The sequence below is a fragment of the Pseudomonas sp. OV226 genome (assembly GCF_003148705.1).
In the GTDB taxonomy this organism is placed as follows: Bacteria; Pseudomonadota; Gammaproteobacteria; order Pseudomonadales; family Pseudomonadaceae; genus Aquipseudomonas.
Genome location: NZ_QGGS01000018.1, coordinates 112803 through 129723, shown reverse-complemented (window position 1 = coordinate 129723; position 16921 = coordinate 112803). Strand labels below are relative to the sequence as shown.

The window sequence follows — 16921 nt, the reverse complement described above, 5'->3', positions numbered from 1 at the left end:
TGATGGAAGAACTGGCTGCATATATTGCCAGCGAAATGAATACCAACATCCACCACCCATCAGTCTTGAAGATGAAGGAACTATTGAGCTACGACATTGCTGGAGAGACCCGCAAGCAGATGGCCCTGCCTTGGTATGCCCAGATTGGCGCCACCAGCCCTCAAGCAATTGCTGCTTCCAAAGGCGCAGCGGCTATGGCCCTTTTTACTGAGCGTGTGGGGGAAGATCGTCCGTGGGACCACAAACCGATACTCGCCGAGAAATACAATGGAGTCGTCTACCACAAACAGGGGGATTACGATTACTACTATGATATTTGGTCGAACATTCATTATGGATACGTCGGACGAACTGGTGGGCTTTCCGAAAGCATCCTTTTGGATGGCGCAGGTGCCGAGCAAATCGTTTCAGACACACTCAGGAAAGTGGCTGAGGTCCTAAAAAAACCTAAAGAGGAAAGAAACTCCTTGGGCCCCATCGCTCGAGCGACATCGACGGGCTCCGTGCATGGGACGACGCCCCCGACCGGACTTCGATCAGCATTGGGATAAAACTATTCAGTCAACATCCGAATGGGGAAGTTACGGCAAAAATGGTGATGGACGAAGTTCTAGCAGTACCAGCAGAAGCATGGGGGGCAGGCATCCGTGAACACAAATGCAAGCAAAACTAAAATCAGGTATGGCCGTTGGGCGCTTGTCGCCCTATTAGTCCTCCCCGTTGCATTTTGGTACTTGGCTTCTCCAGTCGTAGCAGTCAATTTTTCACATGAAGGAAAGGAAGAGTTTCGATACATCTGGAACACTAAGCATCGAATCTATAAGGGCGAAATGCCCATAGGTGGCGGTGCATCCGTTGAATGGGGCCATATCTTTCCTGATAAGGATTTCTTCATGAGGTTCGATTGGTGGACCGACAAAGGAGCGCAAAGGTGTTTCTATGTGACGCCGAAATGGGGGAGGATGATAGACATTTACCTTGACGCTACAGGTCGAATCGACACTGCGAAAACGGCCCCAGACGTTGTCATTCGTTTGAAACAATGTGCGGGCGAACGTGACCCTTTCCGGCGTTGAGAAATAATGGCCAGTACGCACAGGATTTCACGCGGCGACGGAGCATCACAACTTTGAAGAGGCATAAGCGACGACTCGAACTGCGTGATTTCGGTATGGCCCTGTACTTGTTGAGCCTGATGTTGCCAGCGGTGTGGAAAGAAGACGACAACTGGCTACATGGTACGCTCACCCAATCCACCCTCCCGGGCTGGGGCGCATTCATCGCGGGGTTGCTTTCACTCGTTTACGGGTACATCGCTTGGTTAGCAAACCCCTTATTCATCGCGGCCTATAGGACGCGGATCGCCGACAACAGATTCATCTACGCGGTACTCGCGTTAATGGCAGGGCTGTCGGTTCAATTACAGCTGGTTACTTGGTATGACGAAGACGGGAGGTTCACCGTTATTGGGTATTCCTACGGCTACTACGTCTGGTTGCTTTCCTTCGTTTGGCTGGCCGGATTGGCTGTGCTGAGCGGATGGGAGAAGACCAAAAGCATGACTACAAGTGAAGAAAGACCGTTACACATAAGACGGTGGATTGTCGTGTGGCTGATGGCAGCGGTTGTGTACTGGTATCACGTCCCCTAGAGAGCTCCCTTGCCCCTGTAATGCGAGTCCTGCGCAGGATGAGGGCGGTCTTTATACCAAGTAGGGAAAATAAGTAGGTAGCCCGCTCACACCAAAGGACTGTCATCCTGCACTGCGGTTAAACTGTAGATGTGAGCGAGCGAGAGAATTCTACAATACTCGTTCCCGTCAACTTCCCTACCGCCGCCAAAATTTCCAGCCTCATTCATACGGAGTTAGTAAATCTAACTGGATAATAATGGAGGGGGGCCTCCTCGGCGTCCTGCCGAACGAACACAATCCCACAATTTCAGTAGTGAATTACCAACCCATCACTGGTAGCCTCGTCGCCACGTTCGCCAGGCATTGAGGGATGCCGACGAAAATAGAAGCCCCGAGGCCGCGAATTTTCGGGGCTTTGCTTTTTCTCAAACCAGCACCGCCACCGCACTGCCCCAAAGCTTCAACCGATCCTCCTGACCATTGAGCCCTCCATTGATGCGGCGGGTGATCTTCTCGAAGTCGCCCTTGTCGGCCAAGGTGTTCAGTCCGTTCATTGCCCAAAACCAAGCCGCCGACAGGCAAGCATACTGCGGCTGCTCCAGCAGCTCGGGGTGCGCAATCAGATCGACGCCCAATGCTTCACCGCACGCAGCGTAGTTAGCACGCCCGGTGATCTGGATCAGCCCCCGGCCGCGATACTTGAAGCCGTCACCGGCCACGGTGTTGCCCAGGTCTGCCCTGCCCTCGTATCGCGCCTGGGCCGGTGTCGGTCCCAAAATCTCACGCACGTAGACCAACTGGCCGGGTTCATGGCCGATCTGGGCAATGAAGGCAGCAACCCGTTTACTGCCAACAATCTGGAATCGTTGCATCGCGGTGTTGAGAGCTGGAACAAAAACGCCGGCTTTAATGCCGGCGTTCGGAAGGATTTGCAGCAACTGCTTCGTCGTGATGGGCATACAAACTCCAGGCATAAAAAAACCGCACGTGGCGGCCGGGATGCGCAGTTGCGCGGTTACAGGGTCACGACCTTGAGCGGCGTCGCGACTTTCTTCGGTTTCTTGCCCTTGGCTTTCGCCTTGCCATGCTTGCCGCCGTTGCACTCGACGGTGGTCGACCAGCCGGCTCTGGGTCGTCGAGTTCAAACGAGTGACGCCATGAGTGCCCTTCGTCGAACCGCCCAAATCCGCCAAGGGCAAATGGCTTCCACCTATCTGGTCACCATCTGCGACAAATGCAGCAAGCAACGCCGGACCGAAGGCATCGCGCATCGCGCCCAGGAGAGCTAGTGATGGAAGGACTGGACAGATATCTTCGAGAAGCAGAGGTGCTACGAGTCACTTCCCTTTCCCATTCAACGCTGCGGCGCGAAGTCAAAGCTAAACGGCTCCCATCTCAGGTGCGAATATCCCCCGGAAGAGTTGGATGGCGAGCATCCGAGATCGCCATCTGGCACCGCGCACCCGCCGAGTGGGGTCAGCGTGAAGCTGCATGATCTAGGCTACCACTTTCGCTTCATTCACTAACCAAGCAGCCCATACTTCAAGGGCTGCCTGTTTTTCTTTTAAGTAGTCATAGCGGTCATAGTGCTTGGACGACACATCAGAAAACGCATGCCCCTGAATCCGGTCTCGGATTTCCTTGCTGATACCAGCCACACCCATCAGGGTTTTACACGTCCTCCGAATATCCCTCAGCGTGAATGGTCCGGCAAAGTCGTTCTTATGCCTTGAGTAAAGCTTGCTGACGGCCCTAGATAACGAGTTGGTGTGAATTGATTCCGTCAGATCTTTGCCTGAGAACGGGTATGCATCTTTGGCAGTGATCATCGACAATCGCTCCAGGCAACCCAACGCCAGCTCATTGAGCGGCACAGCGTGCGCAGCGCGCTCCCCCGCCTTACCTTTCGCATCCCGGATCAAGACGTGATCCTTGTGATACATGCTCCGGTCCGAGGTCAGCAACTGAGTAGGCCGTTGGCCACCCGGGGCGATAGAGAACTTGATCAGTTCAGACGTCACGATACTGAGTTCCTCCGGCAGTAGGTTCCACAGCGTGCCCAGATCTTTTGCCTAAAGCGCGCGCTCGCCAGGCTTCTCCCAGTCCTTCTGCACAGGGACGCCCGCCACAGGGTTGTGCTTCAGCCCGAACTGAATCCCGTCTTTCAGATACTCCCGAGGATTATTTTCTTGGTTGAGGCCGTGTTGAAAAGCCGCATGCAGCCGGGCTCTGACTCGGTTCGTAAAAGTGGTCACACCGGCTGGGATCATCTTCGACAGAATGTCCTTGATGTGGCCAGGCTCAACCAGGGTGGCCGGCGGCTTCGCAATCTCTGGATGCGGCTCGGTGACGTATTTCTTGAATGACCACTTCACATCATCGTGCGATGCCGCGCCTTCGGCCTTGAGCTTTGAAACATAGGAATCGAGGAGCAGCGAGAGCGAACCACCAGACGCATCGGTTTCGCCGGTCTCACTTCAAAGGAGCCGCGCATCGGACAATGTCATGTCCGGCCAATTACCCAGCTTTTTGCGGCGGATCATCTGCTGGATATAGCGAACGTAATAAAGCTCTTTGACGCCGGTGGTTTTAACTTTGACTACCAGTACACCGCTGCCGCTACAACCTCGCTGATCGGATCGCGTGCAGTCGGTCTCGCCGGGTTTCATTGATCGTATTTTTTTGTCTGTTAGCATCAGGCAAGGTGTCTGTTAGAGGTGTCTGTTAGCCGGAATTAACAGCAGATTACCTGATACGCATTGACACTAGAGATGTGGTTTTAAGGCATTGATTTATAACGATTTTTAGCATCATCAGAGACGGATAAAAATTTACTGATATTCCATGCTATTCAGCTTCCCAAGCTGACTGACTGTGGCGTTGCCACGGTGTACAGGTTCAAGCGAGAAACAGCGGCCGCCTGATGTCGATTATGATCTAGGTTTGTGGGGGGGGGTACGTGCCCCCAACTTATTTATGGTTTCGCTTGGACCTTTCGGGCTGAGGCCGGATTTCGTTGCTTGATAGCACTGGCTTTCACACCAAAATTTCAGGGAAATCGCCCAGCTTATATTTCAGGACGAATATTCATACTCATAAAACATGAGCCCGTTTTTTTAAGGCAGGATTTTTGGCTCGCTGGGGCAAGCAGCATTTTATTACGAACCGCCTCGAACTATCGCTTTTTCAAATAACTTGCAATACATCGTCATAGTAGGCAGCACCGATTATATCCCCGGGGTCAGGCTCGCTGCGCTGGCATACTTCTTGTATAACGCCTGCATAAATAACATCAGGTGGTCTGGTAGGAAATCCCCCCCATAGTTTGTTTTAAAGCATCGCTCAACTTTCACTAGCGGATATCTTTAAAGCGTCTTCAATATTGCTTCCCGCAAGCCTTTCTGTCTGAGCGAAACTGGCTACCCGTCCTTTCAGTTCGCCGAGTGTCAGGTCGCCCCAGTTCGCAATGGCGTTTAGCGGCACGAGTAATGCAGTCGCTAGTATTGTAAAAAAATTCTATTCCCTATTTGCATACAAAACCCCTCGCTCGTTCACACACTCAGTTTAACCGCAGTGCACGATTGCAGTCCTTTGGTGCGGGGTCGCTCACCAGTTTGTTTTGAGGCTGGTACAAAGGCGGGAGTCGCGCTGTGCAAATCATCAAGAAGTGATGAGGTAAGAGTAAATAGTAAAATATTCTTCGGTCTTGCCGATAGCCTTAAAGATTAAGCCCATCGACAAGCCCCCCCTAAATTACTGTATTAATTTAGGGCTTGCAGTCTGACTTCCGCCAGTGCGCAGGAGTCGGTTGATCTTGACGATGCCGCTCTCTTGCAACATGAACGGTGTAACCTTTCGCACAAGCCCACTTCTCAGCGGAAAGCTGTGTTGTGTGCTGCTCCCCGACCTCAACGCCATCAACAATAACCACATGGTGAGTAACGCCATGAGTTTGTAGCACTGATTTTGGTCGGTATTCTACATAAGCATTTTTCATATTGCATTCCATTCTAATAGCCTAAGCGGCAACTTGCCGCAGGACACGCTAGCACAACCAATCAAGCAAAAGTAAGTAGCTACGTTGCTAACTTTGATACAAAGCTCAAGCGATCCTCATTTTTTTGACAGATAACCATATTGCCCCACCCTTGGTAATCTCTGGAGATGGCGGAGTTAGAAACTGGAGATATTGCTGATTACATGTTGCGTATCACCTCATTCGCATCAAACTCAAACTAAAATCCGACTCACTTTATCTAGCCTCTCAGTAACACGGCCAATGGTAGAGCGCACTACTGAGCCCTATCATTTGCCCCCGCGGCCAGGGAACGCCAACGCTCAATGCAAGTCAATACTTAACACGATGCCATTTTCCGCCGCAATCATTCGCACACGAGATTCTTTCAATTTCAGAGCCTTAACGGCGTCTTTGAGAGTACCGCCGGCTGTGACAAGCTTACGTAACGCTGGCGCAAACTCTGCTCGCTTAATTTGTTGGTGCTTTTGATGCGTATTTAATAATACAGGCTTGGGGGCCAAGCCACTTTTACCGGTAGGGATTTGTTGGATCGTCCGACCATCCGCGAAGAATTGAGCTTTGCATTTCTCCAACTCAGAAATAATGAGTTCTCGTGGATGGGGAATTGGCTCATCGAACAACGTGCTGCCTCCTAAATGTTTTTAAGCGTAAAAAAATCAAACTTAGAGGCCTATTATTTGAAGAAAGACGGCGCTGATCGGCGAATCTTTGGGGGCTGCCCATTGAGCTTAAAGGTCAGTTTCCTGCTTAGCCCCGACGCTGGCACGTAGTTAAAGACGACGATTGAAAAACCTGGCAATCGATTTTGTAGAGTCGCTTGCATCTAGATCATGTAGTCCGCTGAGGGGATGCCAAATACATTCGGTAATTTCGTTTTTAGGGGTGGCGGTTGTATTGTCTAGTACCGAGGCCTCAAAAACATGGTGATGCGTTTTGCCCGCATCGAACTCAAAAATGTATAGAAGTTGTTCACTGCTTAACCCTGTTTCCTCTTGAAGTTCTCGAGCGGCAGCACCAACAATAGCTTCGCCAGCCTCCACCTTGCCACCGGGCAATGCCCATTTTGACTTCGATTTACGAACAAGCAAAATATGCTTATCTCTCTCGCAAATAACTGTGGCTTTGACTTTCATCTCTGTCTCGCAGAACGTAATTTTAAGAAGGCTTCAGCAAGCTTATGCCTACTGTAAGTCATGAGCCTGTTAGTGACTGCCTAAAGGCTTTAGAATTTAATGAGGTGACCCTAGAAAAGCTGGACACAATACGCCATTAATTCGGCTTTTTACGCCAGAGGCAAAGTGGGAGCCTTCCAACGGGGGCGTATCGGGTGTCAGAAGTGGCGCCGGAAATTGAGCAGTCCTATAAATGTATTTCCTGCTCATTGAGGCGATGATAATCGCCGCACAAGGAGCAGCGCGTCACCCATCGACCCCGCCACAGCCACTCACCGACCCGCAGGGCGAATGGTGGCTTGGCCGCAACTCATAGCGATAAGACGATGGCCGAACTGGCCCAGCACTATGATCTCCAATCAGGTCTCCGAGTGGAAAGGCCGATTGGTGGTCAACGCACAGCCGCGTTTAGCGAGTACAGCGGCCCTAACGTTCCACCCGTCGAACTGGAGGTCCTGCACGTCAAAATCGGCGAACTAGCCCAGGAAAACGATTATTTAGGAAGTGAGCTCACTAAGACGGGATTGCTGAGCGACTATCAGGTGACAGCCGAGCCTGTAGCCTAGGGCGATCGAGTCCCGGTCTTGGTACCGACTAGGGCGAAACACCAGAGAGACAACGGTATGTAAGCTGCTAGTCGAGACCAAAATGCTTTTAGCGCCGAAAAATGGATTGGGGGTGCCTGCTGCTTTCTGAATTACGCCACATCTTCCGGCATGCCATCTGCACCAAACATAAAACCGAGCTCTTCCAGCTTCGCGCGCGCGGCGTGATGGACTACCCCTCGTTTTCGAACATCAGACTCTAACAGTCTAAGCAGAGTTGAATGGCTGACATTGGCGTTATGCACCACCTCCATACGTGTGCCCCAAAATTTGTCACTCGCAAAGCGATCCAATATTTCTGCATCTGCATCCGGATTCATGGCAGCCGCCGCGCGGATGCCTTGATTGGGGTCCGTCAGAAAGGGTGCCAGTTCTGCTGCATTGGCTGCCCCCATAGCAGCAATGTAGCGGCGCGCCTCTTCATTTTTTTGTTCAGGTGTCTTTCTAGCCATGAATTTCACAAAGAATAACGTTGGGAGAAATGGATCACAGAGGTGCAACTTCGGCTGCAGATCGGATCAGCGCATATGTGCTATTTGTTGAACCAGTTTTTTTCATACCATCAGAAACTATACGCCCGACATCGTCAACGTAGCGGAACCACCCCGCTCGAATTAATTAAGGGGACTTGCGGCTGAACAGTCGGCGAATAAAGCCTGCGAATGCCAGCAGCCCTATGACCAGAAACTTCTTCGCTGCCAACAGGAAAACCCCAATCTTCGCAAACAGGCCAGCCTTGGCCGCTAAGCCACCGCCTACCAATGCTGCCAAACCATAAGACGCAAGTTTGTCGGTACCAGGACTGTAATCCGTATAAAGATTGCCGTCGGTGAAATTGGTGAAGGCGATGACTTTAGGCAACTCTTGCTTGATGAGCGGGAGGTCTGTCATGGCGGCGACGGCGTTCAATTCCAGCACCCCTTTGCGCCCCAGCACCCGAATGCTGTAGTTCAACGTGTTGTTTTCTGCATCATCGGCTTTTAACTCCCGAGCCCAGTACATTTTGTGGGTGGATTCGTCGTAATGTGGCTGCTCAGCCCAACCCAGTAAGTGTAAGCCGGCATAACCTTGTTTCTCGCGTGCTTTGTTGTCTTCCTCATCTGCGTCCTGCATTTGTTTGAGCAGGTCGGTATAGTCGATTTTTGCTGCGTCCTCGTCAGAAATGTGCCCGTCGTCCTTGTAGGTGACGATCACACCCCAACCGTTGGCAGTCAGTGGGTTAACAGCTTTAGGCACAATCATACCCAGGGTCTTGTGGCCTGGCGGATTGCCCCAACCATCGGTCAACAAACGCTCAGTGTCTTTCGGGTCCAGATAGTAAAACTCTTCATTAAGCTTTAGTGTCGCGATGCCGGCGGGCAGTATGATAGTGCCGTGCTGCTGCCTCAGCGTGGTGAGAAACTGCTCGGCAGATTGTTGCACCTGAGCATCTTCAGTGGATATCGGCGCTGGATTGCTGGCTGCTTGTACAGCAGTGTCAAACGCACAAAGTAGTGCCAGCATAATAATTGGGCGAAAATTTTTCATCGTATTCCTTAAACCATAAAATAACTACTAGGGCCGGCGTAATGCTTTTCGTTACAGCACACCAAAGCGCTGCGCGGCGGCATCCGCAGTTGAGAGTTCCGGCCTGAATCCATAAGAGTTCGAGTCGACGGTGGTTTCCGCTATGGGCTCCAGAGCCCGCAAATGGAGCGCCTGCATGGCTCGGTATTTCATCGCGGGAATTCCGAGACGTCTAGTCTTGCGGTTTTTCTTCGGAATCAGAACTCTTCGAAACGTTAGCGGCGAGCAGCCTCGCCGTTTGACACGACGTTGTATGGCGATCCAATCGATGCCGCGCCACGACGCGCCGAAAGGTGCACACACCAAACGACTGCGCTCATTTGCTCTCCTTCCGTTGAAAAAGTACCGCTACGGTTGTTCTGGCCGTGCTCACTGTCGTGGACCTGCACTTTGGCGTTGAGCAACCCGCGCCCATGATTGATAAACTGTGCGACTGCCAGGCCAAAATCGGTTTCAGCCAACAACTTGCAACCGTCACTGCTGTCCAGTTGCAGGCCGCTGGTATAGGACGAAGCGATAACGATCAATACGCCATTTCCCAAGTGGTTTAGGCTGGCATCCAACGCACTGACCCCGTCGTAGTCGACCTGACCCCACTGAGGTTGCCGGCACATGACGCTGGTCAACAGCCTTCCCATTCCGCGCTGGGGCTGGCGGCAAAGGCGCTCACCCGACAGCACGACGCCAGATGACGGGGAGACCGGCAAGACCAACGGACGAACATCCATTTGACAACTCTCAAAAATGATGGCGCGGCAAATCGCCACGAACAAAAGAAAACCAAGCCCGTACACGCTTCCGACCAATCTATCGGGCGGTGTCTGCGAGTAACTCGACTGTCGGGGCGTTCTTCATCAAGGCATCCATGTAGTAGTCGATCGACGCGGAAAAAAGATCGTCTTCGGCCTTGATCCGCTGACGCAGTTGCTCAGTTCTGCCCAAACTAAAATACAGCAGGCCCAACTGGGCGTAATAACCCGGAGGAACGTCAAGATCATGCGCCTCATAATCCTCGATGTCCGCTTCCAAAGTAGCAATCTGCGCTTGTACGACGTCTCCCCGGTAATCAGGAAAAACCGGCGGGGTGTAGCCGTCCCATTGGGGTAACTTCACTTGTTGTTTACATCCTGTCATCGTCAAAACGATCAGCAGCAAAACCCAAGCGAGACACCAGATTCTTGAAGTTTGCCTAGTCACACGTACAACCCTTTATAAATAGCTTTTAGTTCTTCTGCTCCCCCTAAAACACGTTCGGCAGCGTCTATTGGGAATAAAGCAAAACGCCCAGGCTGAAATAGATCGGCATTTCAAGTTCGTTCACCGCCTTGGGGTTTCCTAGGTAGTGGCCTGACGCGCCCCCCCCCAAAAAAAAACCGTTCAGAAAAATTACTCGACACCCTCGCCCTACTCTCCACTCGCCCTACTCCCGAAGTGAACCGTTCGCATACTGGTTCACCCCTGAAGTTCTAGCTTGCAAATTGGCGCAATAAGGAATCGGTGATCAGGTTACCTTGCTGGACCGATGAGTGTTGACCGAGCCGAAGCACCCAAAAGCGGCCTCTCTCGATTGCCCTTGATTTGATTACTTCTGATCAGGGTAAAGGTTGCGACGCTGAGAGGATCGCCCGTTTGTGCCAATCGTTTGACCGAATAGGTCAACTGCACGTCCCGAAATGAGATAAGAATGCAAGCGTCGCACCGATAAATTTGGGGAGATTGCTATGACCTTCAGTTCCGACACGGTTGAAATCATCCAGCAGTCGCAGGGTGGGTGCTGCCCTAGAGGACACCGCGCGTTTGCGTCCCCCTCCTACGACAAGCTTGGGGATGGCAGTCACACCCTATACAAAGGCGCAGCCAAGCAGGTGGTGGACGCACGTATTGAGTCAGATACGGCCAGGTATCTGAGGGATGCGCCATTCACACACCATCCACGGCACTAGCAAGCGCAGTCGCAGTCGCAACTATTCCAGTACGGTTTTGAGTAGCCCTAGAAATACAAGGCACGGGGTTGGGTGACGCATCCAGCAGAGCATTTGGCGCAAACGGTCCAGATTATTTTAGATTTATGCCGTCACACTCGTTGACTGAATAGTCAGGAAGAGCACGGTATGACTGAAGGGAACTGGACAGGCCACCACCGCAAGGTGAGTTATGAGCGGGCGTTGAATGAAAAGACGCGGCTAGATGCGTTATTGAGAGAAAAGCGTGATCGGCAATTGGTCGAGCCACCACCACGACCAGAGCCTCCACCTCCAACGAAAAAGACGCCCTCAACGTTACTCAGAGGCTGCGTCTTCGCTAAGTCGTGTGCGTTACCAGACGGGATTATGAACTTCAGCAACCCGAATGGGTTTGTTCCAACTGAGTTGCTCAGTCAGTACGGCGCGTATGCTGTTTTGGGCACGGGGAAGGCAGTCACTGCGGCAGGGACCGCGCTGAAGTGGATCGGCGGTTCAGGTAGCGTCATGGAATTAACTAAGCGCTTAGGGGGCACCTTGTCGACGCTGGCCCCGCCCAATGTGAAGATCATCGTTGGCCTTGTGCTGCCGGACACGACTTCACCCGACAGCGCGCTTTACCGATCGGAACAATACGCACAGCTGACCGAAGGCGTTACACGGGTGCGAGTGAGCGTTAAACACCAGCCTGATGGCACCCTGAGTCTGTACGGGTTTTATACTGGGACAAAACGAGAGTGGCAGCGTGTACCCGTAATCCCGGCGCAGATACGTGGCGAGCAACTGGTTGCGGCCATGGGGGATGGCATCGAGGTCATCTGGACCCCCTCCGTCGATCCTAGTGTCGTATTACGGATTCCGCCGCTGGAGGAAGCCTCGTTGCAGCCTGCGGCGTGGGTATATCCACCGACTGAGCAGGCTGATCGTATCCTGGTAAATCCGGTGCACCCACCCGATTACCAAGACGCGATTATCTGGTTTCCAAGCCAACCAACGATTGCGCCGATCTACCTGTCGCTGAGTGTGCGGTGGGGTGAACTTGGTGTGGCTATGTGACTATCTGTAGCGGCTTGCAATCGAAAATGGCCCTGCTCGCAATCAATGAGCTTTTCTGCTCAGATTAAATGCGACTGACGGGCGCCTCGCGCTCACATTAACTGCGTCTGTGCTTGTATTCAGCGGTGCATGCTTGCAATCGATTTCTACGTGCTCACATTAACTGCAACCAGCCGTTTAGGAACTGACGGTAATGAAATGCATACGGAAAATACGGCGTCTGGCAGGATCTCTCTCCCAGTTGACGCATCCGGTAGCGCTTCTCATTGAGTGATCTTTTACCCTGATCATCCAAGGGTTGGCATTTGATGGCGTTACCTATGGAAAAAGCTGTCTTTGTTTTCTCTGGCTCTGCTCGTGGCCGGAGGGCTCATTCTCATTTATTGTGGGCCGGAGCTGCCCGATATTCTCAGCTAATGTGATCCCGAAATGAGCGATGTAATCGGGTCGGGCCGCCAATGTTATCGAGCCGCTACACCCACCGTCCTGTTTATGGTTCTACCGCCAAATGTTATCCCCAGTCAGGATAAAGGGCTCTCAATTCAGTGGCGACCGGTATTGAAAAAATCAGCATTCACTTGCCGAGATTGTTTCGAACATTTTCTAAAGCGCGGCAGTTTCTTTTATCATCGGCTTCTCGTACATAAAGGGCTTCACATATGAATAAGCACTGCAGTGCCCTACTGGCGCTCTCATTTTGGTTAGCACTAGGTCTCGGTCTGCCAGGACAAGTTACTGCTGGGCAGCAACTTCAAAAAATCAACGAGGAGGGGCAAGTAACCGTCGGATTTGATAGCAACGCACCTTTTGTCTATATGGATGCCAGTCGTAAGCTAACCGGCTTCGAGGTTGAACTTGCCGAGGCGATAGCAAAAGAATTAGGGGTTAAAGCCAAATTGAGGCCTTCAAAGCAGGACAACTTAGTTGCATCATTGATAAATGGTTACTCTGCTTTTGGAAGCAAGCGCATAGACCTGATCATTGGTAAGTGGACCGTCACCGACGACTACAAGGAGAATTTCGACTTCTCAACGCCCTACATTGTGTTCGGAATACAGGCCCTGACGATGAAAAAAAATGCAGGCATGATCAAGTCAGATACTGATCTGAATGGCAAAAAAATTGGCATATACCAATACACTATCTACTCCACGGCCAATGCCCCGCAAGCCATCATCAAGACTTATGACGATCCCGCAGTGATGTACCACGATTTGAGTAATGGCGTGATCGATATTGTTCTGGAAAAACGCTTTGATGCCATTCAAGTGGTCAATGCTCATGTTCATCCCAAGGATATGTTTTCTGATCGAAAATATGAAACAAATTGGGGATTTGATCCACTCTCTGACTTGGCTCTTTCCGGCGAGCTATTATCTCGTCAGGAAGTGGGGATTGCCCTCCGCAAAGGCGAACCTGAATTACAGGTGGCGGTGAATCAGGCAATCGAGAGGCTCCGTACCGATGGCACGCTGAAAAAAATATCTGAAAAGTATTTTAATGCTGATGTCACGCAATAGTAACACTTATGTGTCGCGCTATTTTTGTTTGAGTAATCCTCGTGACATTATCTTTCTATTTGAGAGCAACCAGCCGCCAGAAGATTCGGATGTTATGTTGTTTACAAAAAGTTACGTGGCGAACGAACTGATCGTTTTATGCGTGGCATAAGCCCCCCCCTATGTCACGCCAAAGTTACATAATAACGATTAGACCACCAAGGTCTGTCTCATATCACCGCTTATGTTAAACAGCCCCGCACCTCAGCCCGGTGCGGGGGCCTTCTTGATGGGCCACGGACACCAGCCCCTTGATGACTGGTCTACCATCCCCCCGTAGTCTGGTTTACGCGCAGACCGCCACTGACTCGAAAACGGAGGATCCCACCATGCCCCATTCACCCGCACCGATCCCGGCCGATCAGCTGCCGCCACCGACGCCGCCCCTGCCAGGCTCCCTGCAAGAAGCCTGGCAGGACATCGCGAACCGTCTGGAGCAGGCCGGCGATTGGAGCGCCCTGGAGCGTCGCACCGCGCACGCACAAGGCTGGGGCGCGGCATTGAGTCAGGCGCAAGTGATCGACCTCGACACCTTCCACGCCCTGGTGCGCGTGCGCGAAGACCTGCATGCGCGCGTCACGCAGCGCCTGCTAGAGGCCGAGCAATGACTGGTCACGACCAACACGACCCGCTGACCACGCTGAACCTGCCGGCGGTGATGCGCACCCAGGCGCTGAAACTGTTGGAGCGCATTCAGCAGGCGCGCACGGCGGACGAGCTGTTCAGCGCCGCTGATCGCGCTGAAGGTTTTGTCCTGGGGCTGGAAACCGTCAAGGCGCTGAACACGGCGAGCCTTGAAGGGTTGTATGTGGCCTTCGACAACGCGGCCACGGCGCGGCGCGTGGAGCATGAGCAGTGATTGGTGAAGGCATTCAGGAAGAGGTGCTCCGCGCCCTAGTCGAGCAGCACGCCGTGGGCGAATGCCTGGTGGCCAAGGTCGATGGCGGGCCGGATTGGGCTGTCGATCCGCCTCGGCGCCCGCTGGGTGCCGGCGCGTTCACGCCGCGAGAAGGTGCGCACCTGGCCAGCCTGACCGCTGTGGGTCGAATTGCGCCCCTCACTCACTGTGACTGATCCACCCTCATCCTCCCTCAACGTGGAGGATCAGCCATGAACACTAATGCCGCACACAGCCATCAGCCTTGGAACAAGGGAAAGATTGTCGGGCAGAAAGCACCACTTCGAGTCAGAGATATCTGGGCCATTCGGGTCAGACTCCAGCTCGCGGAGAAGACACGGGATCTGGCGCTCTTAAACTTGGCCATCGACAGCAAACTGCGTGCCTGTGACTTAACCAAGCTGCGAGTCCGAGACATAGCCCACGGGGAACATGTGTCGTCACGGGTCATCGTGATGCAGCAGAAAACTCATCACCCAGTACAATTTGAAATCACTGAGCAAACCCGAACGGTTTTGGAGGTTTGGATGCATCAGGCCACCTGCGCAGTGAGAATTTCTTGTTTCCGACCCGGTTGCATGACTCTAACCATCTCTCCACCAGACAGTACGCTCGAATAGTCAAAGCGTGGGTGACCGCCATTGGCCTTGACCCAACCATGTACGGTACTCACACGCTACGACGAACCAAGGCATCGTTGATCTATCGCAGAACAAAGAACCTGAGAGCAGTTCAACTCTTGCTGGGACATACGAAGCTTGAAAGCACCGTCAGATACCTGGGAATCGAGGTCGATGATGCCCTGGAAATGGCGGAACAGACTGAAGTCTGAGCATCCTTAGTGACGGTCGATGCTAGACCGTCGCTATTCGACCGATTCTGTTGAAAAAGTAGCTCCCATGTCTGGGCTGCGGCAAAATTGCTGCATTGGCCGGCGGGGGATCACACAGCATGATGGGACAGTTATCGAGTGGGCAGGAGCGACTGTTTTACTCGTTCAACCTTGAAGATCACATCCCAGCCAATCACCTTCTGCGCAGCATTGATCGGTGTCTCGATCTGAGTGATTTGCGCCATCACCTCGCCGACTTCTACAGCCCGATTGGGCGCCCGTCGATTGATCCTGAATTGATGATCCGCATGCTGATCGTGGGTTATTGCTACGGCATTCGCTCAGAGCGCCGGTTGTGCGAAGAGGCCCATTTGAACCTGGCGTATCGCTGGTTCTGCCGGTTGAGCCTTGAAGATGAAGTCCCCAATCACTCGACCTTTTCCAAAAATCGACACGGCCGTTTTCGGGACAGCGATCTGTTTCGCTGGCTGTTCAACGAGGTGCTGCGTCGTTGCATGGACGCTGGGTTGGTCAAGGGCGAAGGCTTTGCCGTGGACGCCAGCATCATCAAGGCGGATGCCAGCCGGCAACGCGGCGTACCGGGCGATGAGCCGATCAACTGGAGCGATCCGGCCTTTAGCACCCGCGCTGTACGTGAGTATCTTGAGGCGCTCGATGAAGAGGCTTTGGCCGAAACGCTGCCGAAGCGCCTATCGCTGACTGATCCTCAAGCCCGCTGGACCGCAGCTCCAGGCGGCCCAGCGTTCTACGCTTACTCTACGAATTATCTGATCGATACCGAGCACGGCGTCATCATGGATGTGGAACCCACACCGGCTCATCGCACGGCTGAGGTCGAGAGTACAAAGACCATGATCGACCGGGTCGAAGCGCAGTTCGACATCAAGCCGGATCGCCTCATCGGCGATACCGCTTACGGTACAGCGCCGATGTTGGCCTGGATGGTGGAGGAAAAAGACATCGAGCCGCATGTGCCGGTATGGGACAAAACCGAGCGCAAGAACGACAGTTTTTCGAGTAACGATTTCCACTGGAATGAAGAGGCCGAGGAATACCGCTGCCCAGCTGGCAACGTATTACGCAGTGAATGGCGAGCCTTCAAGAACGAGCGTTTGCACGTCACCAAAGCCAACACCATCATCTTCCGCTCCAGACAGACCGACTGCGCGACGTGTCCGATGAAAGCCAAGTGCTGCCCGAACACGTCGTTTCGCAAGATCGCTCGCAGCGTTCATGAAGCCGCTCGTGATGTCGCTCGACGCATCGCAGCGACGCCGGAGTACGTGCGCTCTCGCCATGAACGTAAGAAGGTCGAAATGTTGTTTGCCCACCTCAAGCGCATCCTGAAATTGGATCGCTTGCGACTACGTGGCATGAGTGGCGCGACCGATGAGTTCACGCTGGCAGCCACAGTGCAGAACCTACGTCGGCTGGCCAAACTGACATCTCAAGGGCCACCAGTCACGGGATAGGTGCGCCTGCACTAAGCCAAAAACCTCAAATTAACCCAATAACGACGCAGCAAAGGTCAACGAAGGGCCGAGAAACCACACAAAGTGGTGAGTAGGCTATCCGGTGG

At 52.9% G+C, this 16921-nt stretch carries 21 protein-coding genes and 2 pseudogenes; 13 read left to right on the top strand and 10 right to left on the bottom strand.

Annotated elements, in window-relative coordinates:
• From C7534_RS23740 to C7534_RS23730, 3 genes and pseudogenes are all read left to right on the top strand, one after another.
• Positions 1-673: pseudogene (locus tag C7534_RS23740) on the top strand (polymorphic toxin type 44 domain-containing protein); the annotation flags it as partial.
• A gap of 1 nt (position 674) precedes the next feature.
• Positions 675-1076 (top strand): hypothetical protein, encoded by a 402-nt coding sequence (locus C7534_RS32940; protein ID WP_109787237.1) that lies wholly within the window; start codon positions 675-677, stop codon positions 1074-1076.
• Between the two features lie 95 nt (positions 1077-1171).
• A complete protein-coding gene (locus C7534_RS23730) occupies positions 1172-1651 on the top strand; it encodes a hypothetical protein (RefSeq protein ID WP_109787229.1) in 480 nt (159 codons plus the stop codon).
• A gap of 407 nt (positions 1652-2058) precedes the next feature.
• On the opposite strand, the gene C7534_RS23725 is transcribed toward C7534_RS23730, so the two are convergent.
• Complete coding sequence (locus C7534_RS23725; protein WP_109787228.1) at positions 2059-2592, bottom strand: glycoside hydrolase family 19 protein; 534 nt, start codon at positions 2590-2592, stop codon at positions 2059-2061.
• 198 nt (positions 2593-2790) lie between these two features.
• On the opposite strand from C7534_RS23725, the gene C7534_RS32930 reads away from it, so the two are divergent.
• Entirely contained in the window at positions 2791-2922 is a 132-nt protein-coding gene (locus C7534_RS32930) for a hypothetical protein (protein ID WP_256594809.1), read from the top strand.
• Complete coding sequence (locus tag C7534_RS23715) at positions 2868-3128, top strand: helix-turn-helix transcriptional regulator (RefSeq protein WP_335739951.1); 261 nt, start codon at positions 2868-2870, stop codon at positions 3126-3128. Before C7534_RS32930 ends, C7534_RS23715 begins: the two co-directional genes overlap by 55 nt.
• A gap of 1 nt (position 3129) precedes the next feature.
• Here the strand turns inward: C7534_RS23715 and C7534_RS32925 are convergent, their stop codons facing one another.
• The 5 genes from C7534_RS32925 to C7534_RS23695 all read right to left on the bottom strand — a co-directional run bounded on the left by C7534_RS32925 (position 3130) and on the right by C7534_RS23695 (position 6805).
• The gene (locus tag C7534_RS32925; protein WP_256594808.1) at positions 3130-3654 is read right to left on the bottom strand and encodes a hypothetical protein; all 525 of its coding nucleotides are present in this window, start codon (positions 3652-3654) and stop codon (positions 3130-3132) included.
• A gap of 51 nt (positions 3655-3705) precedes the next feature.
• Positions 3706-4008, bottom strand: coding sequence for a hypothetical protein (locus C7534_RS32920; RefSeq protein WP_256594807.1), 303 nt, complete (start codon positions 4006-4008; stop codon positions 3706-3708).
• Between the two features lie 102 nt (positions 4009-4110).
• The gene (locus C7534_RS32915; protein ID WP_442963229.1) at positions 4111-4302 is read right to left on the bottom strand and encodes an Arm DNA-binding domain-containing protein; all 192 of its coding nucleotides are present in this window, start codon (positions 4300-4302) and stop codon (positions 4111-4113) included.
• A gap of 1669 nt (positions 4303-5971) precedes the next feature.
• Complete coding sequence (locus C7534_RS23700) at positions 5972-6292, bottom strand: hypothetical protein (RefSeq protein ID WP_109787225.1); 321 nt, start codon at positions 6290-6292, stop codon at positions 5972-5974.
• 150 nt (positions 6293-6442) lie between these two features.
• A complete protein-coding gene (locus C7534_RS23695; protein WP_109787224.1) occupies positions 6443-6805 on the bottom strand; it encodes an NUDIX hydrolase in 363 nt (120 codons plus the stop codon).
• A gap of 365 nt (positions 6806-7170) precedes the next feature.
• Here C7534_RS23695 and C7534_RS23690 point away from each other — a divergent pair, with 365 nt between their 5' ends.
• A complete protein-coding gene (locus C7534_RS23690) occupies positions 7171-7410 on the top strand; it encodes a hypothetical protein (RefSeq protein ID WP_109787223.1) in 240 nt (79 codons plus the stop codon).
• Positions 7411-7541: 131 nt separating this feature from the next.
• Here the strand turns inward: C7534_RS23690 and C7534_RS23685 are convergent, their stop codons facing one another.
• The 4 genes from C7534_RS23685 to C7534_RS23670 form a co-directional block, all read right to left on the bottom strand.
• Positions 7542-7901, bottom strand: a complete 360-nt coding sequence (locus tag C7534_RS23685) for a hypothetical protein (protein WP_109787222.1) — start codon at positions 7899-7901, stop codon at positions 7542-7544.
• 166 nt (positions 7902-8067) lie between these two features.
• A complete protein-coding gene (locus tag C7534_RS23680; RefSeq protein ID WP_109787221.1) occupies positions 8068-8976 on the bottom strand; it encodes a DUF2167 domain-containing protein in 909 nt (302 codons plus the stop codon).
• 254 nt (positions 8977-9230) lie between these two features.
• On the bottom strand, positions 9231-9809 hold the full coding sequence (locus tag C7534_RS32635; protein WP_177412272.1) for a hypothetical protein: 579 nt from the start codon (positions 9807-9809) through the stop codon (positions 9231-9233).
• Positions 9810-9822: 13 nt separating this feature from the next.
• Positions 9823-10170, bottom strand: a complete 348-nt coding sequence (locus tag C7534_RS23670) for a DUF4810 domain-containing protein (RefSeq protein ID WP_109787220.1) — start codon at positions 10168-10170, stop codon at positions 9823-9825.
• Positions 10171-11126: 956 nt separating this feature from the next.
• On the opposite strand from C7534_RS23670, the gene C7534_RS23665 reads away from it, so the two are divergent.
• The 7 genes and pseudogenes from C7534_RS23665 to C7534_RS23635 all read left to right on the top strand — a co-directional run bounded on the left by C7534_RS23665 (position 11127) and on the right by C7534_RS23635 (position 16814).
• The gene (locus C7534_RS23665; protein WP_109787219.1) at positions 11127-12032 is read left to right on the top strand and encodes an S-type pyocin domain-containing protein; all 906 of its coding nucleotides are present in this window, start codon (positions 11127-11129) and stop codon (positions 12030-12032) included.
• Between the two features lie 659 nt (positions 12033-12691).
• Positions 12692-13552, top strand: a complete 861-nt coding sequence (locus tag C7534_RS23660; protein ID WP_109787218.1) for a transporter substrate-binding domain-containing protein — start codon at positions 12692-12694, stop codon at positions 13550-13552.
• Positions 13553-13920: 368 nt separating this feature from the next.
• Positions 13921-14199 (top strand): hypothetical protein, encoded by a 279-nt coding sequence (locus tag C7534_RS23655; RefSeq protein ID WP_109787217.1) that lies wholly within the window; start codon positions 13921-13923, stop codon positions 14197-14199.
• On the top strand, positions 14196-14450 hold the full coding sequence (locus C7534_RS23650) for a hypothetical protein (RefSeq protein ID WP_109787216.1): 255 nt from the start codon (positions 14196-14198) through the stop codon (positions 14448-14450). Before C7534_RS23655 ends, C7534_RS23650 begins: the two co-directional genes overlap by 4 nt.
• On the top strand, positions 14447-14665 hold the full coding sequence (locus tag C7534_RS23645) for a hypothetical protein (protein WP_256594811.1): 219 nt from the start codon (positions 14447-14449) through the stop codon (positions 14663-14665). The genes C7534_RS23650 and C7534_RS23645 overlap by 4 nt, the downstream gene beginning before the upstream one ends.
• 36 nt (positions 14666-14701) lie before the next feature.
• Positions 14702-15321: pseudogene (locus C7534_RS23640) on the top strand (tyrosine-type recombinase/integrase).
• Between the two features lie 119 nt (positions 15322-15440).
• Positions 15441-16814, top strand: coding sequence for a transposase (locus tag C7534_RS23635; protein ID WP_109787215.1), 1374 nt, complete (start codon positions 15441-15443; stop codon positions 16812-16814).
• Positions 16815-16921: the final 107 nt, after the last annotated feature.